We start from the raw sequence: 25,870 nt of genomic DNA, 5'->3' as shown, positions 1-25,870 counted from the left end.
CTTTTTTATTTATTCACACTGCTCCATTATACTGGTTTTTAGTGAAATAGGAAACGATTGTCCCACGAAAAATTAAAAACAATCAATCACCCTGCTATTCTTAACAAATCATTTCTGCCAATTTGCGATAATCTGCTGAAAAGACACTGTTCTTTCGCCAAACTAAATAAAAGTCATGCATTTCCTTCAAATCACTAAGTGGTACGACTTGCATGTTTCCACTCGCCAATTCTTCCCTTACAGCTACTTCATAAATGGTTGTGAGACCTACTTGCTGTTGGACTAATTGTTTAATTGCTTGAATATTTCCCACTTCCAATACTTGCTTAAAATCCTTCAACTGTAAATTATCATTCGCTAAATTTCGTTCAAAAATATCACGCGTCCCTGAGCCTTTTTCACGCACAATCAATGGTTCTACTATGAGGTCTTCTATTTTTTGAATCGGTCGCTGAAAAGGATAATTTGCACTTGCTACACAAATATATTTTTCTTGTGAATACTTAGTATAGTCGTACTCTTGCTTGGGAAAATTGCCTTCCAAAACCACAAAATCGAGTGCGCCTTGCGTTAATTTTTCCAGCAGCATGGTAGTGTTCTCTACAAGCATGGTAATCTTTGCGTTGGGATAATTCTTTAGTAGCTGCTCAATTTTCTTAGGTAAAATATATTCTCCAATCGTTAAAGTTGCACCGAATTTCAAATGCGTGGTTGGCTGGGTTTGATGCATCATTTCTTTTAGACGTTGTGCATCTTGTTGCATGACTGAAACTGTTTCATAGAATACTTGACCGGCTTTTGTTAAACGTAATTTTTTCCCTTCATAGGAGAAAAATTTGGTCTGATATGCTGTTTCTAAATATTTAATGTGTTGAGATACAGCGGGTTGTGTAATACATAGTTCCTCAGCTGCTTTAGTAAAATTCATCCATTTCACGACACTCAAAAAAGTATCTATTCTAAAATCTAACATGCTTGTCCCCCATTCATAACGAATAGTTATCATTAAATAATAATAAATAATTATAATTTATCTTACTCTTATGATACGATAATCTCAATTCATTTAGTAAGGAGAAATGTTTTTTATGTCGTTTATCAAAAAAAATTATGCGGGCTTCCTGCTTTCCTTAGTTCTCGGCGGTGTCGCTGCGTTTTTAGGTACACAATTTCCTGTCATTGGCGGACCTGTTTTTGGGATTTTATTAGGTCTGCTAGTCGCTTTATTCCCACGACCTACTGCATTTCAATCAGGAATTAGCTTCACATCAAAAAAGATTTTACAATATGCAATTATTCTTTTAGGATTTGGCATGAATTTGTATCAAGTAATGGCTGTCGGCAGTCAGTCGCTTATTATCATTCTCTCCACAATCACGACCGCTTTAGTTGTGGCTTATTTTGTCAGTAAGTGGCTCAATATTCCAGCAGTCGTTGCTACTTTAGTTGGTGTCGGGTCTTCTATTTGTGGTGGGTCAGCCATCGCTGCCACCGCACCTGTCATTCAAGCAGAAGATGAAGATATTGCAACTTCTATTTCGGTTATCTTTTTGTTTAATATTTTGGCGGCACTGCTCTTCCCAACATTTGGTGAATTACTCCAAATGTCTGACACTGGTTTTGGCATGTGGGCGGGAACTGCCATTAATGATACGTCTTCGGTCGTTGCAGCCGGTCAATCATGGTCACTAACACACGGCAACGATACTGCATTAAATTATGCTACGATTGTCAAATTAACACGCACACTAGCGATTATTCCAATTACGCTAACTTTATCCGTCTACCAAACCAAGAAACACAGTCATGCTTCAGTTAAATTAACCAAAACATTTCCATGGTTCATTTTGTTTTTCTTGTTAGCATCTATTATTAGCACGATTTTTCCTTTAGGAGCAACCCTAACAACGAATTTGACAGCTCTTGGAAAATTTATGATTACGATGGCGATGACTGCCATTGGATTGAACACCAATCTTGTCAAACTTGTCAAAAGTGGTGGCAAACCAATTCTATTAGGATTCACTTGTTGGATTAGTATTATGCTGGCCAGTTTAGCCGTGCAACATGTCTTAAATATTTGGTAAAAAAAAAAGGAAGCGAACGATGCTTGTTCACTTCCTTTTTTTAGCGTTTTTCTTTGATAACTCCTACCGTTGCATAACGATTCTGTGTCGCTGTATAGGACAGATTATAATTAATGACACGTTCGGAAACAGGGTAGACTTGATAAATATACGTTGTTGGGATAGCAAAAGCTTGGTCAAAGGCATATTGTTGCCATTTTTGATAAATTTCTTTCGCGTTTTTCTCATTCAGTGCTTGAGAGGAACTCATCGCTGCTAATAATTGATTGTTCTCTTTCGATACGAAATGCGTATAATTAAAACGATTGGTTTCACCAAAGAAATTCGTTTGGTCTGGATTGTAACCAGTCGACCACCCTGCACTATACATATCAATGCGTTCATCATTGTTGTTAAGCATTTCTGAAAACGTCCTTGCTTCAATTAATTTGCCGGTAGCAAGTCGAACATCTAGACCAACTTTTTCCCATTGTTGAATATAAAAATTTGCCAAAGCTTCTGCCGTATCGCCACCTTCACGCACGGCAAATTGAATAGTGAATGGTTTGCCTTCTGGATCTTCTCGCACACCATCTTCATCAATATCTTTGTAACCAGCTTCGTCTAATAAGTCCTTTGCCTTCGTCGGATTATAGTCAAAACCAGTAAAATTTGCATCGTGAAGTGTCGTAAATGCCGGCACAATTAAAGAGTTCGCACGAATTTGTAAGCCATTATACAAACGTTTAGCGATTGTTTCGTTGTCAATTGCATACCCAATGGCTTGACGCAATCGTTTGTCTCCCATCTTGATATTGACATCCATCACATTCTTTTTTTTGTTCTCGTCCCAATGACCTAAGCGAAAACCAAGATAATTGTAAGCTGTTCTAGGTTGCCCAATATTTTCATATCCATCAACGCTTTGCCACGAAGAATACTCAGCTGCCGGCATATCCATATAGATATCATGCTCTTTGGCTTGCAAGGACGGAACAGCTTCTGAAACAGGAATTTTCGTCATCACAATTTTAGCTAAACTGGGCTTTTCTCCATAATAATAAGGATTAGGTGCATACTCTACCGAATTCTTCCCATTTATTTTACTCACATAATAGGGACCAAATGTAATTGGTTGTTTGCGAACAGGATCAGAAGTTGCCATCTCTTTCACTGGAATCCCTTCAAATACATGTTTTGGCATTGCATCGCTCCAAATACTCCCCCCACCTTGCAAAATCGCTGGTGTCATCTCTTTAAAACGAATCCGAATTTCTTTATCATTCACTTTTTCAATCCCCGATATCGTTGAAGCTTTACCTGCATGATATTCTTCCATTCCAACAATATTTTGTTTACTTGCATCGTAACGTACCCCTTGATAATCGGGATGCCCAATCACTTCATATGGAAAAATTAGGTCATCGGCAGTGACTTTCGTGCCATCGTTCCATGTGATACGATCGCGCAAAGTAATCCTCACTTGCTTCTCTTTTTCGTCAAAATCGATACTTGCTGCACCGCCATCAATTAGGCGTAAATTTTCGTCATAATAAAAAAGCGATTCGTTAGCTGGTTCAAAAAATTGGGAATCAACAGTATTTTGTGAGAAGACCGATGATAAAATGCCAGTAAATTCTCCTTCAGAGGCTTGTGCGATTTTAAGTGTCTGATCATCTATTGGCTGACCGGTAGCCGATACCTTTGGTTGAAAATCTGTTGATTGTTCTACCGTTGTCGATTGCGTGGTCGGCACATTTTGAATCTCATCACAACCAGCAAATAGTACGCTTATGGCTACCAAATTGCCTATCAACATTTTTTTCATCGCCATCCTCCTTTTCTCTAATATTCGCACCACGCAAAAAAACGTGGAGAAAATAAATCATCGATTTTTCTTCCCACTTTTTCACTAGAATGTTATATTTTCTTAATAATTATATAGAATCTGCCATCTTTTTGCAAGTTTTACTTTAACCATAAAAAAACCTTACTTACAACATCGTCATAAGTAAGGTTTACTTTATTTTGCTTTACTTTTCGCAATTTTTTCACGATAGAAATCAACTTCATCATCACTTGCATAGACATAGTGACCTTCTGTAATTTCTTTTAATGAACGTGTTTTGCCATCATGTTCCACATCATCTTTGTACTTGATACGTTTTCTTGAACGTTCATAATCTGGATCAGGCAATGGAATTGCTGATAATAAGCTTTCTGTATATGGGTGTACACCGTGATTATAAATCTCATCACTTGTTCCCACTTCTAGTAATTTACCGCCATGCATAACACCAATACGATCACTGATATGTTTTACCATTGAAAGGTCATGGGCAATAAACAGATACGTTAAATTATGCTCGGCTTGTAAATCTTGCAATAAGTTTACAACTTGCGCTTGAATCGATACGTCCAAAGCAGAGATTGGCTCATCACAAATGATAAAGCGTGGCTCTACTGCTAATGCACGAGCAATCCCAATCCGTTGACGTTGCCCACCCGAAAATTCATGCGGATAACGTGTGCCATGGTTAGGATCTAATCCAACGGTACGTAATAAGTCCGTTACGCGCTTCATACGCTCTTCTTTAGAAGAAGCTAGACCGTTGATATCAATTCCTTCTGCAATGATGTCATTGACCTTCATACGAGGGTTTAATGACGCATAAGGATCTTGGAAAATCATTTGCACATCACGACGGAATTTTTCTAAATCAGAACGAGATTTAATCGCTGCAACATCTGTGCCATCAAACAGAATTTCACCATCTGTACGTTCATTCAAACGAATGATTGTACGGCCAGTTGTTGATTTCCCACTACCAGATTCACCCACAAGTCCAAAGGTTTCTCCTTCATAAATGTGGAAGCTAATGTCATCCACAGCTTTGACTTCATCTGGACGTCCAACATTAAAATATTGTTTTAAGCCTTTTACATCTAATAAGATTTTATTTGACATTCTGCCACCCCTTTATCCTTGTTTTGCCGCTTGTTTTTCTTCGTAAATCTTCCAGCGACGTTGAATCTCAACTGGCGGTTCAACTTTAGGCGCTTGTGGTGCAAGAAGCCAAGTTGCTGCTTTATGTGTGCTTGATACTTCAAAGAACGGTGGAGCTTCTTCCGTATCAATCGTCAACGCATACTCATTACGAGGATAGAAAGCATCCCCAGTTGGTGGATCAAGCAAGTCTGGAGGTGAACCAGGAATAGCATACAAACGTTCTTCGCCACCATCCATTGAAGGCATAGAACCTAATAAGCCCCATGTATATGGATGTTGTGGATTATAGAAGATTTCTTCGGATGTTCCAACTTCAATAATTCGACCACCGTACATCACAGCTACACGATCAGCGACGTTGGCTACAACGCCCAAATCATGTGTAATGAAGATGATTGATGTATTGATTTTCGTTTGAATATCTTTCATCAATTCCAAAATTTGCGCTTGGATTGTTACGTCCAAGGCAGTAGTTGGTTCATCAGCGATCAATACTTCTGGGTAACAAATCAAAGCAATCGCAATGACGATACGTTGACGTTGTCCACCTGAGAATTGATGCGGATAGTTTTTCAAACGTTTTTCAGCGTTTGGAATACCAACTAAATTTAATAATTCTAAAGCGGCTTTTAAGCCTTCTTTTTTAGAGATTTTATTGTGTTTTACCAATGATTCAGCTACTTGCTTCCCAATTGGCATCGTTGGATCCAAAGATGTCATTGGATCTTGGAAAATCATGGCAATTTCTTTTCCACGAATTCCTTGCATTTCTTTTTCGGTTTTCTTAACAATATCTTCGCCTTTGAAAAGAATCTCTCCGCTATCGATATTCGCGTTAGAAGATAGTAATTGCATTACACTACGAGAGGTAACTGATTTCCCACTTCCAGACTCACCTACGATTGCTAAAGTTTCCCCTTCAAACAAATCAAAGCTGACACCACGAATCGCATGCACTTTTCCGGCAAAGGTATCGAAAGATATTTTTAAGTCTTTAACTTCGAGTACTTTTTTCAAAATTATCCCTCTTTCATTTTCGGATCAAATGCATCACGTAAACCGTCCGCCAACATATTGAAAGCAATCATGATGATTGACAATGTAATAGCTGGTGCCCACATTAAGTTTGGCAAGTAACGGAAAGTCTTATACCCTTCATTTAACAAGGTACCTAGTGACGCTGTTGGTGCAGACATACCTAAACCAATGAAGCTCAAGAACGCTTCGAAGAAAATCGCTGATGGAATACTAAACATCATTTGAATAATAATTACACTAGAGATATTTGGCAAAATATGCTTAAAGGCAATTTTAAATTTCGATTCACCTAATGTAATTGCTGCTAAAACAAATTCTTGATCTTTTAGTTTCAATGTTTGTGCACGTACAATCCGTGCCATTGAAATCCAGTTGGTAATTGCCATCGCCGCAACGATTGAGAAAATACCTGGATCAAACACAACTAACATCAAAATCATCACAACTAAGTTGGGAATTCCTGATAGAATTTCAACAAAACGTTGCATTACTGTATCCACACGACCTCCAGCTAAACCAGAAATAATTCCGTATGTTACACCGAAGAAAATATCTAAGAAAGCCGCAAAGAAGGCAATGATTAAGGATACACGTGTACCCATTAATAAACGAGATAATAAGTCACGACCTAAGCTGTCAGTTCCTAGTAAATAGTTCACGCCATCGGGAACATTTGCTTGCGCATAACGGTCTACTAAATTACCACTGACATAAGCAGTTCCATTTAAACCAGCGATATCTAACCCTGGAATACGTGGAGGTAAGTTTGTATAGGCAATATTTTGTTTTGTTGGGTCAAATGGTGACCAGAAAATTGAGACAATTGAGATTAAAATAACTAGCCCTAATAAAACCATTGAGATAACAGCCGCTTTATTTTTACGCAAGCGACGCCATGCATCTTGAATAAAGTTCAAAGATGGTGCAGCAATTTTTTCTCGCTCTTCCACAGAATTTCTTGTTAAAATATCAAATTTGGAAGCGGGAAGATCTTTAATTTTTTGTGGGATATCTGTTAGTTTAAAAGATTCCATTAACTTCTACTCCCTTCTGAAACACGAATTCGTGGATCAACAATTCCATATAAGACATCGACAACCAGAATAATCACAACAAGCATAGTTGAATACATCATGGTTACTGCCATAATTGTTGGATAGTCATTCGTTAAAATAGACTTCGTAAATTGATCCCCGATTCCAGGAATAGCAAAGATATTCTCTACTACTAATGAACCAGTCATCAACGCAACAGCTAATGGTCCTAATAATGTTAATAAAGGAATTAAACTGTTTCTAAGTCCATGACGGAAAGCCACTTGCCAGCGACTTAAACCTTTTGCACGAGCCAATTCGACATAATCACTGTGCAAGACTTCAACCATCTCAGTTCGAATAAATCGAGCCGAATCTGCCAATGGAGACATTGCTAAGGCAATTGTCGGAAGGATTGTATATTCAAATCCACGCCATTGAGCAATTGGTAAAATTTTCCAATGAATTGCAAAAATGTATTGCAATAATACTGCGAATACGAAGTTAGGGATTGAGCGTCCTAAAATTGCAATTAATGTAGAGATACTATCAATCCATGAATTTTGACGCATAGCTGAAATAGTCCCCAATACAATCCCTACGATTGTCCCTACTAGAATTGCTTGCAGTCCTAATTGAACTGAAGGTCCGATTCTAGCTGACAATAATTTTGCCACGGGTTGGTTTTGGAATTGGAATGAAATCCCAAAGTTTCCTTGAACTAAATTCTTCAAGTAAATGCCATATTGAACGATAACTGGTTGGTCCAAACCATTTTGCGCATTTAACTGTGCAATGACTTCTGGACTCAATCTTTCTTGGTTTGTGTATGGTGTTCCTGGTAATAGTTTCATTAGGAAGAAAGTAATTGTCGCAATCAACCATAATGTAATCAGCATGAAAAATACACGTTTCAAGAAATACTTAACAAAACTGTTCAAAAATTTTCGCCTCCTAAAACATTTTGACTTCTCATCAAAAATCCAGTACAGTAAGCATCGAAAACAAAATCTTAGAAAAGAAGTGACTTCCTTTGAAAAAATTGCGATATCCCTTAATTGTTAGCGCCTTGTGTGTGATTGGTAGTATAATAATTGCACTTATCAAGAATACCTTATCCTTGAGTACCATGTCAGATTATTTATTTATGTTCACACTCTTCTTTTTAATTATCGGCGGCTTCTTAAGCGTCTTTGCTTCTGGCTTTTTTGACTTCTTTCAACATTCTATACGAAAATCAGTCGCTAGAAAAGAAAAAAGAGATTTGCCCTATACTAAATTTTCCGAAGTTGGTGCAAAAAATTATCGTTTCTGGTTACTAACAACCGGAATCTTATTTATACTTTCTTTAATTTTTTTGCTAACTTCTTTTATATAACTTTAATTAGTAGATGTAAAGTATTTTAACATATAATTTTTAAAAATAACGGTGGTATTTACAGTGTCTTGTAAATTGAAAGTAACATGAAATTCCACCATATCCCTTGACAACGGCGAAGCGTATCTTTTCAGATACGCCTCGTCTTTTTTATTAAAAAATTCTAATCATTAACTGATTATTCTTCTGTCATATAAGCCCATTTGAAGTCAAGTGCTACACCAGACGCATGATGAACTAATCCATGAACACGTGAAGATTGCATTGTCGCTGTTGAACGTTGGTATACAGGAATTACTCCTAAATCAGTAGAAATAACTTTTTCTGCTTCAATCATATCTTTCCAGCGAGCTTCTGGGTTATTTGCATCTGTTGTTGCTGCTGCTTCAACAAGTTTATCGTACTCTTCATTACTCCAGTTCCCACGGTTGTATGAGTTACCTGTTGTAAATAAATCTAAGAAGCTACTTGGATCTGCATAGTCAGCGCCCCATAGAGAGATAACCATATCAAAATCACCTTTTGTTGAACGATCTAAACGAACTGAGAAAGGTACGTTGGCAACTTTTACATTGACACCGTCTAATGTATCTGAAATAGCACCTTGTAAATATTCAGTTGAGCGTTTTGCACCGTCTGTATCATCACTTAAAATTTCAAATGTTAATGAGTCGATACCCAATTCTTTCTTAGCTTCTTCCCAATATTTTTTAGCTGCTTCCGGATCATATTTAAAGCCATCTAAACCAGTTGCTTCTGTAAACTCTTCACCTTCTGGACTAACTGCTAATCCGCCAGGTACAATACCAGGTGCTGCAACAGAACCGTTTGCTAAAATGTTATTTACAAATGATTCACGGTCAATAGAAGCAGAAATGGCTTTGCGTAAGTTTTCGTTTCTCCATGGAGAATCTTCTTTTTCTTGGTTCATTTCCAAGTAAGCTGTTGTTCCTTCAGGGACAGTAACAAATTCTGGGTCACTAGACATTTGTTGTGCTAATTCACCAGAAAGCGTTGTGTAATCGCCTTGACCATCTTGGAATAAGTTCAAGCCAGTTGCAACTTCAGTTACAGCATTGACATTAACTTTATCTAATTTTACATTGTCTGCATCCCAGTAATCAGGATTTTTTGTGTAAGACCATTCTGTATCAGATCCTGGTCCATCAAAATCAGTCAATGTAAACGGTCCGTTATACACAGCATTGTCACTATTCATTGCATAGTCCTTGCCAAATTCTTCCACTGTTGCTTGGTGTTGTGGGAAGAATGATACAAATGCTAATAGATAGTCAAAATATGGTGTTGCTACATCTAATGTGATTTTCAATTCATAATCACTAACTGCTTCAATCCCTAAACTAGATACTTCTGCTTTACCTTCCATGATATCATTGGCATTTTTCACTGGAGCATAAAGGTAAGCATATTGTGAAGCTGTTGCTGGATCTACGGTACGTTGCCAGCCATAAACATAGTCAGCTGCTGTTACAGGGTCACCATTAGACCATACAGCATCCTCACGTAATTTAAGTGTATAAGTTAAACCATCTTCACTGACTTCTGCAAGTTCTGCTGCGCCTGCAGGTTCCACTTGTTGATCTGCATTAACACGGTATAACCCTTCATAAACAGAGTTTAATGCTTTAAAACTAATTGTATCTGTTGCTAATGACAAATCAGCCGTTGGCATCATCCCTGTTTCTACATAATTTAATACTTGTTCACCAGAAGGCTCACCAGATCCTGAAGCTGCGCCAGATTCTGTCGTATCTCCACCAGTTGAACAAGCAGCTAGAGCTAATGCACTAGTTGCAAGTAACCCAAAAAGAATATTCTTCTTCATTTTATAACCTCTCTTTTCGTTATTTTTATTTTCAGAAAATTTAAACGCCTCTGAAGTTAATTAAGATTTTAAAGAATTTTGATTAAAATTGCAATAGAGGAATTGCTATTTTAATCATAAAATAACTAAAAACTTTCATTTTTTTTGCAATTCTTTATTTTTTCGTGAATATTTCTATTTTTCCAATTGATTTATTCTTTCATTCGATTTTAAAATAACACATGAAAATTAAAATTTTTTTCTTTTCTGTACATAAAAAATCATTCAATAACTCATTAGACTAGTAATTAGACGTTTAACATGTATAAAAATAAAAATGACTGAGCTAGATTCATCCCTACTCAGTCATTTTTTCTATTAAGCTAAATTGTTTGCGATGTAGTCTACTGCTGCACCGACTGTTTGAATTTGTTCTGCATCCTCATCAGAAATTTCAGTACCAAATTCTTCTTCAAGTTCTAGTACGAATTCCATTACACTGATTGAGTCAGCATTCAAATCGTCTTTAATACTCATTGCATCGTTTACTTGACTTGCGTCCACTTCAAAATGGTTTGCAATGACATTTGCTACTTTTGTAAATACTTCTTCACGCGTCAACTGTATTCACCTCCACGCTTTTTCGAACATAATCTTTAAAGAGCTACGCCATATTTTACGATTTTATTCGCTATTTGTCTAGTTGTTTTGCGATTTTGTAACATTCTTTGCATTTTTATGACACTAATTCTCTTTTTCAATTTGCTCAAATTGTTTAACTAATTTACCTACCACATCTGTTGCTAACATCGTATGAATTTGTCGGATAGTAGTTGCGACAGCTTCTGGACCCGTTGATCCATGGGTTTTAATCACAGGTGCTTTCAAACCAAATAAGACGGCACCACCGTATTTTGCATAGTCCATTTCATCTTTTAAACCACTCAACGCATCTTTCAATAGTAACGCACCGATTTTCCCTTTAACACCAGCACCTAAAATAGATTTTTTCAGTAAACTTACAATATTTAATGCCGTACCTTCAATTGATTTCAAGACAGCATTTCCGGTAAATCCATCTGTCACGACGACGTCAGCTACGCCATTTAAAATTTCACGCGCTTCAACGTTTCCTACAAAATGAATTGTTGGTTCATTTGCTAATAATTCAAAGGCTTTTTTCGTTACTTCACTACCTTTGGTTTCCTCTGTTCCATTATTCAATAAACCAACACGTGGCTTGGCAATATTGCGCACATTTTGAGCATAAAAAGAACCCAAAATACCATATTGTAATAGATGCTCGGCTTTATTTTCAGCATTCGCGCCTAAATCTAACATGTCAAAGCCACTGTCTTGTCCCACCACAGGTAAAGTTGACATCAAACCCGGACGTTCAATACCTTTAATTCGCCCAACAATGAATAAACCTGCTGCTAATAACGCACCAGTATTCCCTGCAGAAAAAATAGCATCTGCTTCTCCTGATTTAACTGCTTGTGCAGCTAAAACCATCGATGCTTGTTTTTTACGACGAATAGCTTTTACTGGTTCATCATCACTTGCGATTTTTTCATCAGTATGAATAATAGTAATATTCGTTTCATCGGTTACATATTTTTTGATTTCAGCTTCTTTACCATATAATTGGAATTCGATGTCAGGAAATTCTTTTTTCGCTAACATGACACCTTCGACAATCGCTTGAGGGGCATTGTCGCCACCCATGGCATCCACAGCAATTTTCATGTGTAAGCACTCCTCGTTCTTTTTAATGTATTAAAATTTTTGACAAAATTTTAGTTTGATTCTCTCTCCGTATATCATTCCACTAGTTTACAACCTTTGTTAAGTGGAACTGACATCCTCGTTCTTTTTATTGTATTAAAATTTTTAACAAAATTTTCGTTTGATTTTCTCTCCGTATATCATTCCACTAGTTTACAACCTTTGTTAAGTGGAACTGACATCCTCGTTCTTTTTATTCTATTAATTTGTAAGTCTTAGTTTCAGTTGTTTTTAGTAAACTAACATTTTTTAGACCGTTCATAGTATATCATACTTCACTAATCAAAGAATTGATTTTCGCTTTCTTGGTCTAAATAGGTCGCTAAGGCGGCATATTCTGGTAAAATTTGCCACTGCTCCATCTGCCATACGTTTTGTGCTTCGTCACGAGCTACTTCTAAAATATGCGCATCTGCTACTAAATCGCCCGCTGAAAACTCAGGTAAACCTGATTGACGGAATCCGAAAACCTCGCCAGGTCCACGAAGCTCCAAATCTTTCTCACTGACCACAAAACCATTTGTTGTTTCGGTCATGATTTTCATGCGTTCTTTCCCAGTATCGTTTTTAGGATTTGCGACAAGTACACAATATGAAGCCTCGGCACCCCGACCTACACGACCACGTAATTGATGTAACTGAGCCAGCCCAAAGCGATCCGCATCAATAATTAACATCATCGTGGCATTCGGAACGTTCACTCCAACTTCAATCACGGTCGTTGATACTAAGACTTGGCTTTCATTATTTTTGAAAGCTTCCATAATTTCGTCTTTCTCACTGTTCTTCATTTTCCCATGTAGCAGGCTTACTTCAAACTTAGGAGCGAAAAATTCTTTGAGTTCTTCATAAATCGATACAGCATTTTGGACATCGAGCATTTCAGACTCTTCAATTAATGGACAGATGACATACATTTGATGGCCCGCATTTAACTCTTTATATGTCCATTCCAACACTTGATTCAATTGAGGTGGTTGAATCCAACGGGTTTCTACTGGAATTCTTCCTGCAGGCATCTCATCAATAATGGAGACATCCATTTCACCATACGCAGTAATCGCTAAGGTTCTTGGAATTGGTGTGGCTGTCATAAATAAGACATCTGGTTGCAAGCCTTTTTCACGTAATACGCGGCGTTGATTGACACCAAAGCGATGCTGCTCATCAGTAATAACCAAACCTAAATTGGCAAAATCAACACCTTCTTGAATTAAAGCATGCGTACCCACAATAATGTCAATTTCACCATTAGCCAGTGCTTCAAGAATTTCTCGGCGTTCTTTCGTTTTAGTTGAACCTGTCAATAATGCCACACAAACCTTGGTTGGGTCAAATAACTGATTCAAACTCTCCATATGTTGTTGCGCTAAAATTTCTGTCGGAACCATCAGCGCCCCTTGAAAACCAGCTGTGACTGTGGCATATAAGGCAATGGCTGCAACAACTGTTTTCCCACTCCCTACATCGCCTTGTAACAAGCGTTGCATATGTTTGGGACTACGTAAGTCATGACAAATTTCGTTGGTCACCCGTTTTTGAGCATGGGTCAATTCAAATGGCAATGAACGGGTAAATTCTTTTAGACGATCTACATCATACAAAACAGCTAGACCGTTTACTTCGGCTTTTTCCGCTTTTTTCAACCCTTGTATTCGCATTTGGAAAAGGAAAAATTCTTCAAACACGACTCGGCGTTTTGCTTGATGATGCTGTTTTCGATCTGTTGGAAAATGCATCGCATACATCGCTTCTTTCCGAGATAACAGTCGATATTTTTCAATCAAAGAAAGCGGTAAGTTTTCTTCAATTTCGGCACCATATGCATCAAACGCTTGACGAATCAAGGTAATTAAGGTCGCTTGACGAACTGCTTTGCTGACATGGTAAATCGGCGCAAAATCGCCTTCACTGTTGCTGCCAAGAATTTTCATTCCTAACAATGATTTCTTCTTCGCATCCCATTTGCCATAAACAGCAATATCCTCAGACACTTCTACTTTATCTTTTAAATACGGTTGATTAAAGAATGACACACTAAAAACATCATGATTTTGCATCATTCGAAATTGTAGACGTGATTTTTTATACCCAAAACGGCTTACAACTGCTGGTGAAACAACCACGCCTTTAATCGTCACTTTCTCTTGGTCTTGGATTTCAGACAATTGTCGTTCTTGAATATCATCGTAACGGAAAGGATAATACGACAACAACTGTTCGATAGTTTCAATCCCCAAATCAGCTAAGTCTTTGGCTCGTTTTTCTCCTACACCAGATAATACTTGAATGGATTGTTGTAACATGTCCTGCCTCCTTTTTCCGTACAAAGAGAAAGCCCAGTCTCTCCTAAGAGGGTGACCGAGCTTTCTACCACTTATCTCTTGCGTACCCACTTAATAGTATACGCAAATCATTTATTTTTTATTCAGCTGCAAATAAGTATGGATATACTGGTTGATCTCCTGTATGGATTTCAATTTCTAATTCATCATTAATCGCTAATAGTGATTCTTCTAATTTTTCTGCGGCTTTTTGCGAACCTTCTTCACCAATAATAATTGTCACGATTTCAGTATCTTCTGTAATCATTTGTTTCAATGTTTCAAGAGATACCTCATCGACATCTGGTTTAGAAACGACAATTTTACCACCGATCATTCCTAAGAAGTCACCTTCTTTGATTGTGATGCCATCAATACTTGTATCACGAATGGCGTGAGTGACCGAACCGCTAACTACACTTGCTAACATCTCAGTCATTGCTTCTTTGTTCTCAGCTAACGTCACTTGATCATTAAAGGCTAACATTGCTGTCATCCCTTCAGAAATTGTGCGTGAAGGAACAACCACTACTGGGATATCTGCGACTTCTGCTGCTTGATCAGCTGCCATAAAGATATTTTTATTATTTGGTAAAATGATTACTTGATCGGCATTGACTTGCTCAATTGCTTTCACAATATCTTCTGTACTTGGATTCATTGTTTGGCCACCACTAATAACATGGGCAGCGCCTAGACTGGTAAATAATTGTTGCACCCCACTACCAGCAGCAATCGCAATAATTGCATAAGGTACACGTGGTTGTTTTTCTTTTGGTGCATCGTTTTCCAATAAAGTTTCGTGTTGTAGACGCATATTATCAACTTTAATTTTCACTAATGAACCAAACTTTTGACCGTAATTCATCACTTCACCAGGATGTTCAGTATGAACATGAACTTTAATAATTTCATCGTCATTTACGACTAACAAAGAGTCCCCGAGTTCATTTAAATAGTTACGGAATGTATCGTAATCGAATTTACTATCTACCGTTGGACCTTCGCCAATTTTCACCATAATTTCAGTACAGTAACCAAAATGAATATCTTCGGTTGCTAATTGACCTTGAACACTACGATGATGTTCAGCATTGACCATTTCTTCCATCGCTGCTGGTGTGACAAAGTTTTCTTCTAATACATAATCGCCGTTCAATGCGCTCAAAAAGCCTTCATAAATAAATAATAGCCCTTGACCGCCACTATCGACAACCCCTACTTCTTTTAAAACAGGCAACAAATCTGGTGTTTTAGCTAAGGCACGCTTTGCACCTTTGACAACTGCCGTCATCACTTCTACACAATCATCTGTTTCTGCTGCTTTGCGCTCACCAAACTCGGCAGCGACACGAGCAACTGTTAAAATTGTACCTTCCACAGGTTTCATCACAGCTTTATATGCTGTTTCAACCCCACGTGAAAATGCTTTGGCTAAATCTGTCGCTTCCAATGTTTCAACATCAGGAATTTGTTTAGCAAATCCTCGGAATAATTGAGACAAAATAACGCCAGAGTTTCCTCGTGCGCCCATTAATAAACCTTTTGATAATCCTGTAGCTAATTCGCCTACTTTTTCTGATGAAGCATCAGCTACTGCTTTTGCTCCACTTGTCATTGACAAGTTCATATTTGTTCCTGTATCTCCATCGGGAACGGGAAATACATTTAATGAGTTAACAAATTCTGCATTTGTTTGTAGACGATTGGCGCCAGCTTGAACCATTTCTTGGAACTGACCTGCGCTAATATTCGTTACTTTCACTGATAAATCCTCCTTATGATCAACCGCTGCATAACAGCGTGTTGTCTGCCTAATCCGGCAATACGCGCACACCCTGAACAAAGACGTTCACTGAATTCGCTACGACACCTAACATTGTTTCAAGATTGTATTTCACTTTTTCTTGAACGTTGCGAGATACTTCAGAAATTTTCGTTCCGTAGCTGACGATGGTGTAGACATCTACTGCAATGCCATTTTCTTCTTGACGTACAACGACGCCGCGAGAAAAGTTTTCTTTGCGCAATATTTCATTGATGTTATCTTTAATTTGATTTTTACTTGCCATACCAACAACTCCGAATACATCAGTTGCTGCACCGCCAACGACAGTTGCGATAACCTCGTTAGAAATTTCGATTGTACCGGATGATGTTTTAATTTTTACAGCCATGATAAAGCCTCCTTGTTCCTTATAGTGTAGTAAAATTTTTGTTTACAAAATTTTAATTCGATCGGAACGCCGTATACCATTTTACTCACTTTGATTGCAGTTTAGTAAAACTGGCATCCTTAACAGACCTTTCGTCTATTTTCTTCTATAGTATTTTAACATAGCTACCCTATAAATAAAAGAAGAGAGCTACTAAAACACGCCACAAATCTATCACGCTACGAGTTTAAAACCCTATCTAATTTACAATGTTCTTACAAAAAAGTCAATAAATGAAAAAAAATGTACTTGCAAATAAATGAAATTTATGATAAATTCAATTAGTATGAGCCGATTTTTAGCGCTCCAACATCAAGGCAAAGGAGGAAATAAACAATGGCAAAAGTTTGCTACTTTACTGGTCGTAAAACATCAAGTGGTAATAACCGTTCTCACGCAATGAACGCTTCAAAACGTACTGTTAAACCTAACTTGCAAAAAGTTCGCGTATTAATCGACGGAAAACCTAAAAAAGTTTGGGTTTCAACTCGTGCTTTGAAATCTGGAAAAGTTGAGCGCGTTTAATTAAAAACACAATTGACCAACCGTTCGACTACGAGCGGTTTTTTTCTATCAAAAAATGAACATCGAAGAGACACATTAATATGTTGTCTCTTCGATGTTTTTGTTTTATCAGAAAGAATACTCGTCTATTTCCTTATTATCTCAATAAATATCCTACCCTAGCAGTATGACAAGGCGTCAAGAAAATGATATGATTACTATTAGAAAGGCAAAATAAAAAAGGAGGTTATTTTTATGGAAGGCTTGTTACTTGCACTCGGGTTTGTTGGTCTTGCTTGTGCACTGCTGACTTCATGGACCAAAACCGGAACGCTCGTTACACTAGTCAGTTTTTATTTCTACTTTGATCTACTCGGGTTAGAACAATGGTTGCCCTTTATTTTATTTAGTGCTGGTTTATTGCTTGTCCTTTTTGAAGTCCTCATTCCTGGATTTGGTTTTGTTGGTGTGCTTGGCGGTATTTTACTCGCTCTCGGACTTTACTATACGACTGGCGATATTTTTCAAACAGTACGTGACTTAAGTATGGCAATCATCAGTGTAGCTGCTGTCATTGTCTTTCTTGTACGCAATGGTTATACACTGGCTGGTGTTAGTCAATTTGTTTTAAAAACCGATTTACCGCCAGATAATGAAGTATTAGCCGAGGACAATCAAGTCGTTTTATACCCTGGACTAATTGGCGAAGCACAAACCCCATTACGTCCTTCCGGAAAAGCGACATTTGGTGATGCGAGTCCTTTATATGATGTTTTAAGTGCGGAAGGACTGATTGATATTCACACTTCAATTATTATTGAAAAAATTCAAGGAACCAAAATTTTAGTTAGAAAATTTACGGAAGGTGATGATTAACACATGTATACAACACAAGAAGGATTTGACAGCGGTATTATTGGTCTAATAATTGCAGCAGTTGTTGTCTTAGTAGCCCTGACAATATTTTTACGATTTGTCCCTGTTGGACTGTGGATTACAGCTTACTTTTCAGGCGTAAAAGTAAGTATTGGTACATTAATCGGAATGCGTTTACGACGCGTCAACCCTCAAAAAATTATTCAGCCATTAATCAAAGCAACCAAAGCTGGCTTAGTACTTTCAACCAATCAGTTAGAAGCACATTACCTTGCTGGAGGGAATGTAAACCGTGTTATTGATGCACTCATTGCATCACAACGTGCAGATATTGACTTGGAATTTGAAAAAGCGGCAGCGATTGATTTAGCTGGTCGTGATGTATTTGAAGCGGTACAAGTATCCGTTAACCCAAAAGTTATCGAAACACCAAAAATTGCAGCTGTAGCTAAAAACGGGATTGAAATCATCGTTAAAGCCAAAGTTACTGTTCGTGCAAATATCGAACGCTTAGTTGGTGGTGCCGGCGAAGATACCATCATCGCTCGTGTTGGTGAAGGGATTGTTACAACGGTAGGTTCCTCTGCACTCCATGCGGAAGTGTTAGAAAATCCCGATTCAATTTCCAAAACCGTTTTAAGTAAAGGACTTGATTCAGGAACTGCCTTTGAAATTCTATCGATTGATATTGCAGACGTTGATGTCGGACGGAACATCGGTGCACAATTACAAACAGACCAAGCCGAAGCGGATAAAAACATTGCGCAAGCTAAAGCGGAAGAACGTCGTTCAATGGCGATTGCCCAAGAACAAGAAATGCGTGCCGAAGTCCAAAAAATGCAAGCGAAAGTTGTGGAAGCCGAAGCGGAAGTACCATTGGCAATGGCAGAAGCATTACGCAGTGGGAATTTAGGTGTGATGGACTATTACAAAATGCAAAATGTTAATGCCGACACAGAAATGAGAACGGCAATTTCTGAACAAGCAGACTCTTCAGATGAAGAAGCGTGATTCCTATGTATATCATTATTTCATTGTTGTTTAGTTTCTTATTTAGTATTGTGCCAGTTGTTATTATTGTTGCGCTTATTTTACGAGCAGTCCAAGCTAGTCGAAGACGCAATCAAAAGATACAGCGTCACAACACGCAAGTAACTCGTGCGCCACAATATGCACCACGTAATCACGAACAGGCACAATCAACAAAGTCACAACAACCACAAACAAAGAAAGCACTCTTTACAGAATTAAAACAAGAGATTCAATCATTAGCCGATGATGTCAGAGAACAACAGAACATTCCGAAACGCAATCAACATGTTGTCCAAAAAAAGCACCTCTCTGCTGAGCAAAAACAACAGCAAGAAGCAACCAAGCAACGAATTTTAGCGGAACGAGAAGCTCGTGAAGCAACAACTACTTTACAAGTTTCGCCATCGCCACCTAAACCAAAAGTTGCTTCAGTCAAAAAAGCTAAAACCAAAAGCTTTACATTAGAAAAGAAAAATTTAGCTCAGGCGATGATTTACAAAGAGATTTTAGACAAACCTGTTGCCTTGCGTGACAGATAGTAAAAAAGGAAAGCGAATTTTATCGCTTTCCTTTTTTTACTCTTTAAAATGAGGTTAAAACACTCATTGGATTATCAGTATTTCTTTTTCCTATTACTTATTCTATGGTACACTTAATTCACTATTTTAATCAGATTAGGAGGCCCTTTTATTGGTAACAATCAAAGAATTCTATAAACAAAATAAGCGTTATATCTTTGCCAGCTTTTTTATTCCTTTACTATTGATGGCTTTTGTTTATTTAACCTTAGGTATTTTCCCTGGAAGTAGCCGAAGCGTTTTGGCAAGCGATGCGTTTTCTCAATTCTCTAATTTTCACGCAAGTTTTCGAAACGTATTACTTGGAAAACAAAGTATTTTTTATTCTTGGAATGCGTCACTCGGCTTAAACTATCTCTCCTTAATTTCTTATTATTTAGGTGGATTCTTTACGCCACTTGTCTTGCTCTTTCCAAATCAATGGATGCCAGATGCCCTTTATTTCCTTACGTTATTAAAAATCGGAAGTGCTGGTCTGGCTTTTTGGTTTTATGCAAAACACACGTTTAAGATTCAGCCTTGGCATCAGGTTACCTTAGCTGTTTGTTATGCTTTAATGTCCTTTATTACCGCACATTCCGAATTGGTCATGTGGTTAGATGCCTTCGTCTATCTCCCATTAATTATTTGGGGTATCGATCGTTTACTACAAAATAAAAAACCCAAATTATTATTTATCAGTTATTTTATGCTCTTTTTTTCCAGCTTTTATATGGGATTTATGATTGGGATTTTCTCTTTTTTATATTTTCTTAGTCAACTATTCAGTCATTGGTCTAAGTATAAAACACGCGTAATTCCTTATGGTATTACTTCTCTACTAGCTGGTGGCGCATCCATGATTATTATTTTACCGGCGATTTTAGATTTACGAACCAACGGAGAAGAATTAACTGCCATTACCTCTTTTAAAACAGCAGCAACGAGCGGTTTCGACTTTTTTATTAAAAATATGATTGGGGTTTACGATACCACGAAATATGGTTCCATCCCCTTCATTTATATCGGTCTCTTGCCTTTAGCATTTGCCACCTTGTATTTTGTATCAAACATCCCTTGGAAACAAAAATTTTTCAATGCTTGCTTGTTTGCTATTTTAATGGCTAGTTTTTATATTGTTCCTTTAAATTTATTTTGGCATGGGATGCATGCACCTAATATGTTTTTATTCCGCTATGCTTATTTGCTTTCATTCTTACTTCTGATGTTAGCAGGCTATGGGTGGGAGCAATTCAAGCCGAAAGATCACGGCAAGATGATTGCTATTTTATTGATTTGGATTGCAATTTTTAGCGTTGTGTACGGATTTCTTCCAAAAGAAAAATATGAGTATGTAACAATTCTTTCCTTTGTATTAACAGTTGTTTTTTTGGTGGTCTACACGCTAATCATTGGTTTTTACCAATCTGGTCGTTTTACAAAAAAACACTTCGCATTATTCATGGTATTATTTGTTTCTTTAGAAATGACTTTAAATACTAATGGCATGTTGCGTGGCATCCTAGCAGACTGGAACTATGCTTCTCGTAGTCTTTATACTCAGCCATACAAAGATATTCATACGCTCATAGAACAGGCGAAAGCCGACAATGAGGCCTTCTATCGTTTAGAAAATTTAGATCCGGTCTCTTCTAATGACAGTATCAATTATGGTTACAGCGGCGTCGGGATGTTTTCATCTATTCGCAATCGTCATTCTTCTAGTTACCTTGACCAATTAGGCTTCCGTTCGCGAGGAACAAATCTAAATATCCGCTATCCGAACAACACTTTGCTGATGGATGGCTTCGTCGGCATTAAATACAATATTGCAAAACAAGCGATTCATAAATACGGCTTCGAACCACTTGCAACTAGTGGTGATTATCTCCTTTACGAAAATAAAAATGCCTTACCGCTTGGTTTCTTAGCAGATGCGAGCATTCAAGATATTACACAATTCGAAAATGATAATTTGAGCAGCCAAACCAATTTAATGAATGGGTTATCCGGACAAAATGAAACTTTTTATCATTTCCATCCCTTAACCGTCATTAAAACCGAAAACACGAACATGACGCAACAAGGAAATCACACGAAATTTACCGAGCAAACGAGCAATGTAGCTAAAAATGTGACTTGGGAAGTCCAAGTTCCCGCACACTCGCAAGCATATTTAAGCCTATATCCGACAAATTTTGCTCAATTAGAAAGCTCGACAGCTACCATTACCGTCAATGGTGAACAACGAAAAACGCAAATCAACATCAATGGTCAATATTACGATTTAGGTTATTACGATACACCAACCACTGTGCAAGTGACGGCTAGTTTTTACGGTACGAAAGAAGTCTCTTTCCAAAATCCACAAGTCGTCACTTTAGATACACAAGCGTACCAACGGACGATTGACAGTATTAAAAGCAAAAGCGTCTCGTTAACTACTGGCAAACGAAGTGCTTCTGGTCAAGTAACCACAGAAACGTCACAGCAATTAATTACGACGATTCCGTATGACAAAGGATGGTCAGCAACGATTGACGGCAAAAAAGTCCCTATTACCGCCTTTCAAGATGCTTTTGTTAGTCTAACAATCCCCAAAGGTACCCACGACATTCAGCTATCGTATTTACCACAAGGCTTTCTCATTGGCTTGACTCTTTTTGTTCTCTGTATGATTTTGTTTATCCTCTTTACAAGATATTATGAAAAGCGAATGGATTGATTCCATTCGCTTTTTTGCAGCAAAAAAAGCCACTTCAAAATGAAATGACTTTTGATTTGCTTTAATAGCGTACTTCTTTTAAATATAGCCCTTCCGGATGAGCTGTTGGTCCAGCTAAATTACGATCTTTCCCAGCAATAATGCTTGGAATACTATCTGTTGGTAAACGATCATTGCCTATTTTCAATAACGTGCCGACCATAATCCGAATCATTTTATACAAGAACCCATCACCACGGAAAGTAAAGACTAATTCATCGCCTGCTTCGTTTACCGCTAATTTCGCTTCATAAATCGTTCGCGTCTTATCTTCTACCGAACTGCCTGTTGAACAAAATGATGTAAAATCATGCGTACCTAAAAAATCAGGCAAGGCTTGTTGAATTTTTTCAACATCAATCGGGTATGGGAAATAACTAGCATAAAAACGACGAAAAGGACTACGTGGTTTGCCAATATCCACACGAAACTCATAAATTTTCTCTTTGACTAAATACCGTGAATGGAAATCTTCTGCAACAATTTCAACATCTTTCACAGCAATATCATCTGGTGTTTGTGTATCTAAGCCAAAACGCATTTTTTCTAATGGCCGTTCATAAGGAAAATCGAAATGGATAACTTGACCGTGTGCATGAACTCCTGCATCTGTGCGTCCTGATCCATGAATTTCAATTCTCTGACTAGCCATTTTACTCAATGTTTTTTCGATTTCTTCTTGGACGGTTCGCCCTTGCGGTTGACGTTGAAATCCGTTAAAATTCGTGCCGTCATAGGCAATAATTGCTTTATATCGAATCATAAATTGCTTCCTTTCAAAAAAACTGCGACAGAACCTTCATGACCTATCTAACAATGGCTAGATATGCTCACTTGCCGTTCTGTCCCAGTTCTAATTTCTTAAATAAATTAAACCAATTGTCAAAATAATAAAGGCGATAATGGTTACAGTATCTCTTAATTCCCAATGCAAGACCCGATATTTACTACGGCCTTCGCCACCTTGGTATCCTCTGGCTTCCATGGCCGTTGCTAAATCATCGGCACGATTAAAGCTACTTACAAACAAAGGAATCAATAATGGTACCACTGCTTTCATCTTTTGCACTAAATTACCTTCACTAAAATCTACTCCGCGCGCACGTTGCGCATTCATGATTTTTTCCGTTTCATCCATTAATGTTGGAACAAAACGCAAAGCAATTGATAGCATCAAAGAGATTTCATGTACGGGAAACTTAATAGCTTTCAACGGACGTAACAAATACTCAATCGCATCAGATAATTCCAACGGTGGTGTCGTCAATGTTAGTAATGTTGACATAAAAATAATCAAGACAAAACGACAAAAAATAAATATTCCGTTACGTAAGCCAAATTCAGTCAACTGAAAGACACCCCAACGCCAGTATACTTCGCCTCCACTTGTAAAGAAGATTTGTAGAGCGACGGTGAATAAAATCAACCAAAGCAACGGACGCACGCCCCGAATAAAGAAACCTATATCTACTTTAGATAAATAAATACTACCTAGTGTAAATAACGTTAAAAAGAGGTAACTTTGCCAATTGTTTGCAAAAAAGATAATACCAATAAAATAAAAACTAGCGATTAGTTTTGCACGAGGATCCAACCGATGAATCAATGAGTCGCCCGGAATATAGCGCCCTAATATTAATTTATTCATCATGAGCAAATCCTCCTTGTGCAAGAATAGCATCTGCTAGCATTTCTGAAGTTAATGGTAATTGATCAAAGACCAACCCTTTGTCCATTAAACGTTGAGCAAATTCAGCAGCTGTCGGCACTCCTAATTGCTTTTCATGTAACCATGTTACATCTTGAAACACGACAGCTGGTTCACCAGATTTGACAACTCTTCCTTTTTCTAGGACATACACATAATCGGCAAAATTTGCCACATCATCCATTAAATGGGTAACTAAAACAATCGTGATATTTTTTTCCTTATGAAGACGCTCAAACATTTCCATCATCTCTTTACGCCCTTGTGGATCTAAGCCCGCTGTTGGCTCGTCTAAGACAAGAACTTCAGGTTCCATAGCCAAGACCCCAGCGATTGCTACACGACGCATTTGCCCCCCAGAAAGGTCAAAGGGTGAACGTTCTAAATAAGAATCATCTAAACCAACCAATGACAAATTTTCAGTCGCTAACTTTAATGCTTCTTCTTCAGAAACCCCAAAGTTTTTTGGTCCAAACGCAATATCTTTTGCTACCGTTTCTTCAAATAATTGCGCTTCGGGGAACTGAAAGACAATCCCGACTTTTTTACGAATCGGTTTTAAATTTTTATTGTTTGTATCTGGTGTAATCACACGATCACCAATCGTTACATTGCCCTCTGTCGGTTTTAACAATGCATTTAAATGTTGTAACAACGTTGACTTACCACTTCCTGTATGACCAACGAGTGCTGTATAAGAGCCTTCTTTGATATCCAAATCGATATCAAATAAAACCTTCTGTTCAAAAGGAGAATGTGGTTGATACGTAAAATTTACTTTTTCAAAACGGATGTCCATAGCCATTCGACCATCCCTTCTTCAGTTAGATATTCTTGCGGCACATCAATCCCACGTTCTTTTAGCGATTGTTTCAGTTTTTCAGGAAATGGCAAATCTAAGCCCATTTCTACTAATTTAGGTCCGGCAGAAAAAATCTTTTCTGGAGTTCCTTCATCAACTAATTGCCCTTGGCGCATCACTAAGACACGATTAGCATTTGCTGCTTCGTCAATATCATGGGTAATTGAAATAACTGTCAAATTGTTTTCTTCTTTAATTTGCTTAATTGTCGTAATGACTTCTTCCCGACCTTCGGGATCTAGCATGCTCGTTGCCTCATCTAAAATAATAATATCCGGGCGTAAAGCAACGACACCCGCAATCGCTACACGTTGTTTTTGTCCACCAGAAAGACGGACCGGTTCACGTGTTGCAAAATCTGACATACGAACTTGATTAAGTGCATCATTCACACGTTGAATCATTTCATCACGTGGCACCCCTTGATTCTCCATTCCAAAGGCAACATCATCTTCAACAGTTGCTCCAACAAATTGGTTATCTGGGTTTTGAAAGACCATGCCGACCATTCTTCTAATCGACCAAATATTCTCTTCATTCAACACATTACCACCTACGGCAACCGTACCGCTTTCAGGAAGTAGTAACCCATTAATTGTTTTGGCTAATGTTGATTTACCTGAGCCATTATGACCGATAATTGCGACCCACTCCCCTTGATTAATGGAAAGTGACACATCTGCTAATGCCGGACGACTATCCGTTTGCTGATATTTAAATGTAAGGTTATTTAATTCAATAATTGGTTTCATACGTACTCCTCACTTGGTTTTAGCTAAGTATAACTGATATTCCAAATTGATTCTAACTAACACTACCAAAAAAAAAGGAAGATTTCAATTGTTCTGAAGGCTTTCATGGAAAATACCTGCTTTTTTTCATTCTCCA

At 37.8% G+C, this 25,870-nt stretch carries 23 protein-coding genes; 7 read left to right on the top strand and 16 right to left on the bottom strand.

Features of this window, described 5'->3' with window-relative positions:
• Positions 1-100 precede the first annotated feature (100 nt).
• Positions 101-973 (bottom strand): LysR family transcriptional regulator, encoded by an 873-nt coding sequence (locus BAU17_RS05200; protein WP_161901761.1) that lies wholly within the window; start codon positions 971-973, stop codon positions 101-103.
• Between the two features lie 115 nt (positions 974-1,088).
• Here BAU17_RS05200 and BAU17_RS05195 point away from each other — a divergent pair, with 115 nt between their 5' ends.
• Positions 1,089-2,087 (top strand): YeiH family protein, encoded by a 999-nt coding sequence (locus BAU17_RS05195; RefSeq protein ID WP_161901760.1) that lies wholly within the window; start codon positions 1,089-1,091, stop codon positions 2,085-2,087.
• 40 nt (positions 2,088-2,127) lie between these two features.
• On the opposite strand, the gene BAU17_RS05190 is transcribed toward BAU17_RS05195, so the two are convergent.
• The 5 genes from BAU17_RS05190 to opp3b all read right to left on the bottom strand — a co-directional run bounded on the left by BAU17_RS05190 (position 2,128) and on the right by opp3b (position 8,089).
• Complete coding sequence (locus tag BAU17_RS05190; RefSeq protein WP_237579083.1) at positions 2,128-3,894, bottom strand: oligopeptide ABC transporter substrate-binding protein; 1,767 nt, start codon at positions 3,892-3,894, stop codon at positions 2,128-2,130.
• A 195-nt stretch (positions 3,895-4,089) separates the two neighbouring features.
• The gene (locus BAU17_RS05185; RefSeq protein ID WP_161901758.1) at positions 4,090-5,034 is read right to left on the bottom strand and encodes an ABC transporter ATP-binding protein; all 945 of its coding nucleotides are present in this window, start codon (positions 5,032-5,034) and stop codon (positions 4,090-4,092) included.
• Positions 5,035-5,046: 12 nt separating this feature from the next.
• The gene (locus BAU17_RS05180) at positions 5,047-6,099 is read right to left on the bottom strand and encodes an ABC transporter ATP-binding protein (protein ID WP_231474605.1); all 1,053 of its coding nucleotides are present in this window, start codon (positions 6,097-6,099) and stop codon (positions 5,047-5,049) included.
• Entirely contained in the window at positions 6,096-7,148 is a 1,053-nt protein-coding gene (locus BAU17_RS05175; protein WP_161901756.1) for an ABC transporter permease, read from the bottom strand. Before BAU17_RS05175 ends, BAU17_RS05180 begins: the two co-directional genes overlap by 4 nt.
• Positions 7,148-8,089, bottom strand: coding sequence for an oligopeptide ABC transporter permease (gene opp3b, locus BAU17_RS05170; protein WP_161901755.1), 942 nt, complete (start codon positions 8,087-8,089; stop codon positions 7,148-7,150). The genes BAU17_RS05175 and opp3b overlap by 1 nt, the downstream gene beginning before the upstream one ends.
• A 92-nt stretch (positions 8,090-8,181) precedes the next feature.
• On the opposite strand from opp3b, the gene BAU17_RS05165 reads away from it, so the two are divergent.
• Positions 8,182-8,526 (top strand): DUF3899 domain-containing protein, encoded by a 345-nt coding sequence (locus tag BAU17_RS05165; RefSeq protein WP_231474555.1) that lies wholly within the window; start codon positions 8,182-8,184, stop codon positions 8,524-8,526.
• A 178-nt stretch (positions 8,527-8,704) separates the two neighbouring features.
• Here BAU17_RS05165 and BAU17_RS05160 read toward each other — a convergent pair whose 3' ends face one another.
• From BAU17_RS05160 to BAU17_RS05135, 6 genes are all read right to left on the bottom strand, one after another.
• Positions 8,705-10,372 carry a peptide ABC transporter substrate-binding protein gene (locus BAU17_RS05160; protein ID WP_161901754.1) on the bottom strand — a complete coding sequence of 556 codons (1,668 nt, stop codon included), beginning with the start codon at positions 10,370-10,372 and terminating at the stop codon, positions 8,705-8,707.
• 357 nt (positions 10,373-10,729) lie between these two features.
• On the bottom strand, positions 10,730-10,972 hold the full coding sequence (gene acpP / locus BAU17_RS05155) for an acyl carrier protein (RefSeq protein WP_161901753.1): 243 nt from the start codon (positions 10,970-10,972) through the stop codon (positions 10,730-10,732).
• A 123-nt stretch (positions 10,973-11,095) separates the two neighbouring features.
• Positions 11,096-12,100 (bottom strand): phosphate acyltransferase PlsX, encoded by a 1,005-nt coding sequence (gene plsX, locus BAU17_RS05150; RefSeq protein ID WP_161901752.1) that lies wholly within the window; start codon positions 12,098-12,100, stop codon positions 11,096-11,098.
• A gap of 317 nt (positions 12,101-12,417) precedes the next feature.
• Positions 12,418-14,445: an ATP-dependent DNA helicase RecG gene (gene recG / locus BAU17_RS05145; protein ID WP_161901751.1), complete on the bottom strand. Its 2,028-nt coding sequence runs from the start codon at positions 14,443-14,445 to the stop codon at positions 12,418-12,420.
• A gap of 118 nt (positions 14,446-14,563) precedes the next feature.
• Positions 14,564-16,228, bottom strand: coding sequence for a DAK2 domain-containing protein (locus BAU17_RS05140; protein ID WP_161901750.1), 1,665 nt, complete (start codon positions 16,226-16,228; stop codon positions 14,564-14,566).
• A gap of 49 nt (positions 16,229-16,277) precedes the next feature.
• Complete coding sequence (locus BAU17_RS05135; RefSeq protein WP_161901749.1) at positions 16,278-16,640, bottom strand: Asp23/Gls24 family envelope stress response protein; 363 nt, start codon at positions 16,638-16,640, stop codon at positions 16,278-16,280.
• Between the two features lie 375 nt (positions 16,641-17,015).
• On the opposite strand from BAU17_RS05135, the gene rpmB reads away from it, so the two are divergent.
• The 5 genes from rpmB (at position 17,016) to BAU17_RS05110 (ending at position 22,373) form a co-directional block, all read left to right on the top strand.
• Positions 17,016-17,204, top strand: a complete 189-nt coding sequence (gene rpmB, locus BAU17_RS05130; RefSeq protein ID WP_016176256.1) for a 50S ribosomal protein L28 — start codon at positions 17,016-17,018, stop codon at positions 17,202-17,204.
• Positions 17,205-17,438: 234 nt separating this feature from the next.
• Positions 17,439-18,059: an NfeD family protein gene (locus BAU17_RS05125; protein WP_161901748.1), complete on the top strand. Its 621-nt coding sequence runs from the start codon at positions 17,439-17,441 to the stop codon at positions 18,057-18,059.
• A 3-nt stretch (positions 18,060-18,062) separates the two neighbouring features.
• Positions 18,063-19,070, top strand: a complete 1,008-nt coding sequence (floA, locus tag BAU17_RS05120; protein WP_161901747.1) for a flotillin-like protein FloA — start codon at positions 18,063-18,065, stop codon at positions 19,068-19,070.
• A gap of 5 nt (positions 19,071-19,075) precedes the next feature.
• Positions 19,076-19,630, top strand: coding sequence for a hypothetical protein (locus tag BAU17_RS05115; protein ID WP_161901746.1), 555 nt, complete (start codon positions 19,076-19,078; stop codon positions 19,628-19,630).
• Between the two features lie 151 nt (positions 19,631-19,781).
• Positions 19,782-22,373 (top strand): YfhO family protein, encoded by a 2,592-nt coding sequence (locus BAU17_RS05110; protein ID WP_161901745.1) that lies wholly within the window; start codon positions 19,782-19,784, stop codon positions 22,371-22,373.
• Between the two features lie 61 nt (positions 22,374-22,434).
• Here the strand turns inward: BAU17_RS05110 and truA are convergent, their stop codons facing one another.
• The 4 genes from truA to BAU17_RS05090 all read right to left on the bottom strand — a co-directional run bounded on the left by truA (position 22,435) and on the right by BAU17_RS05090 (position 25,734).
• Positions 22,435-23,175, bottom strand: a complete 741-nt coding sequence (gene truA, locus BAU17_RS05105) for a tRNA pseudouridine(38-40) synthase TruA (protein ID WP_161901744.1) — start codon at positions 23,173-23,175, stop codon at positions 22,435-22,437.
• A gap of 90 nt (positions 23,176-23,265) precedes the next feature.
• Positions 23,266-24,063 carry an energy-coupling factor transporter transmembrane component T family protein gene (locus tag BAU17_RS05100; protein ID WP_161901743.1) on the bottom strand — a complete coding sequence of 266 codons (798 nt, stop codon included), beginning with the start codon at positions 24,061-24,063 and terminating at the stop codon, positions 23,266-23,268.
• Positions 24,053-24,919: an energy-coupling factor ABC transporter ATP-binding protein gene (locus tag BAU17_RS05095; RefSeq protein ID WP_161901799.1), complete on the bottom strand. Its 867-nt coding sequence runs from the start codon at positions 24,917-24,919 to the stop codon at positions 24,053-24,055. Before BAU17_RS05095 ends, BAU17_RS05100 begins: the two co-directional genes overlap by 11 nt.
• Complete coding sequence (locus BAU17_RS05090) at positions 24,895-25,734, bottom strand: energy-coupling factor ABC transporter ATP-binding protein (RefSeq protein ID WP_161901742.1); 840 nt, start codon at positions 25,732-25,734, stop codon at positions 24,895-24,897. The genes BAU17_RS05095 and BAU17_RS05090 overlap by 25 nt, the downstream gene beginning before the upstream one ends.
• Between the last annotated feature and the right edge of the window lie 136 nt (positions 25,735-25,870).

This window comes from Candidatus Enterococcus willemsii, assembly GCF_009933335.1.
Classification (GTDB): Bacteria; Bacillota; Bacilli; order Lactobacillales; family Enterococcaceae; genus Enterococcus_F; species Enterococcus_F willemsii.
This window is presented reverse-complemented; position numbering and strand designations above follow the sequence as displayed.

What these genes read in the sequence shown, in the direction of transcription:
- BAU17_RS05200 (WP_161901761.1), bottom strand. Translation starts at nt 973, where the DNA reads ATGTTAGATTTTAGAATAGATACTTTTTTGAGTGTCGTGAAATGGATG.
- BAU17_RS05195 (WP_161901760.1), top strand. Translation starts at nt 1,089, where the DNA reads ATGTCGTTTATCAAAAAAAATTATGCGGGCTTCCTGCTTTCCTTAGTT.
- BAU17_RS05190 (WP_237579083.1), bottom strand. Translation starts at nt 3,894, where the DNA reads ATGAAAAAAATGTTGATAGGCAATTTGGTAGCCATAAGCGTACTATTT.
- BAU17_RS05185 (WP_161901758.1), bottom strand. Translation starts at nt 5,034, where the DNA reads ATGTCAAATAAAATCTTATTAGATGTAAAAGGCTTAAAACAATATTTT.
- BAU17_RS05175 (WP_161901756.1), bottom strand. Translation starts at nt 7,148, where the DNA reads ATGGAATCTTTTAAACTAACAGATATCCCACAAAAAATTAAAGATCTT.
- BAU17_RS05160 (WP_161901754.1), bottom strand. Translation starts at nt 10,372, where the DNA reads ATGAAGAAGAATATTCTTTTTGGGTTACTTGCAACTAGTGCATTAGCT.
- plsX (WP_161901752.1), bottom strand. Translation starts at nt 12,100, where the DNA reads ATGAAAATTGCTGTGGATGCCATGGGTGGCGACAATGCCCCTCAAGCG.
- recG (WP_161901751.1), bottom strand. Translation starts at nt 14,445, where the DNA reads ATGTTACAACAATCCATTCAAGTATTATCTGGTGTAGGAGAAAAACGA.
- BAU17_RS05135 (WP_161901749.1), bottom strand. Translation starts at nt 16,640, where the DNA reads ATGGCTGTAAAAATTAAAACATCATCCGGTACAATCGAAATTTCTAAC.
- rpmB (WP_016176256.1), top strand. Translation starts at nt 17,016, where the DNA reads ATGGCAAAAGTTTGCTACTTTACTGGTCGTAAAACATCAAGTGGTAAT.
- BAU17_RS05125 (WP_161901748.1), top strand. Translation starts at nt 17,439, where the DNA reads ATGGAAGGCTTGTTACTTGCACTCGGGTTTGTTGGTCTTGCTTGTGCA.
- floA (WP_161901747.1), top strand. Translation starts at nt 18,063, where the DNA reads ATGTATACAACACAAGAAGGATTTGACAGCGGTATTATTGGTCTAATA.
- BAU17_RS05115 (WP_161901746.1), top strand. Translation starts at nt 19,076, where the DNA reads ATGTATATCATTATTTCATTGTTGTTTAGTTTCTTATTTAGTATTGTG.
- truA (WP_161901744.1), bottom strand. Translation starts at nt 23,175, where the DNA reads ATGATTCGATATAAAGCAATTATTGCCTATGACGGCACGAATTTTAAC.
- BAU17_RS05100 (WP_161901743.1), bottom strand. Translation starts at nt 24,063, where the DNA reads ATGATGAATAAATTAATATTAGGGCGCTATATTCCGGGCGACTCATTG.
- BAU17_RS05095 (WP_161901799.1), bottom strand. Translation starts at nt 24,919, where the DNA reads ATGGACATCCGTTTTGAAAAAGTAAATTTTACGTATCAACCACATTCT.
- BAU17_RS05090 (WP_161901742.1), bottom strand. Translation starts at nt 25,734, where the DNA reads ATGAAACCAATTATTGAATTAAATAACCTTACATTTAAATATCAGCAA.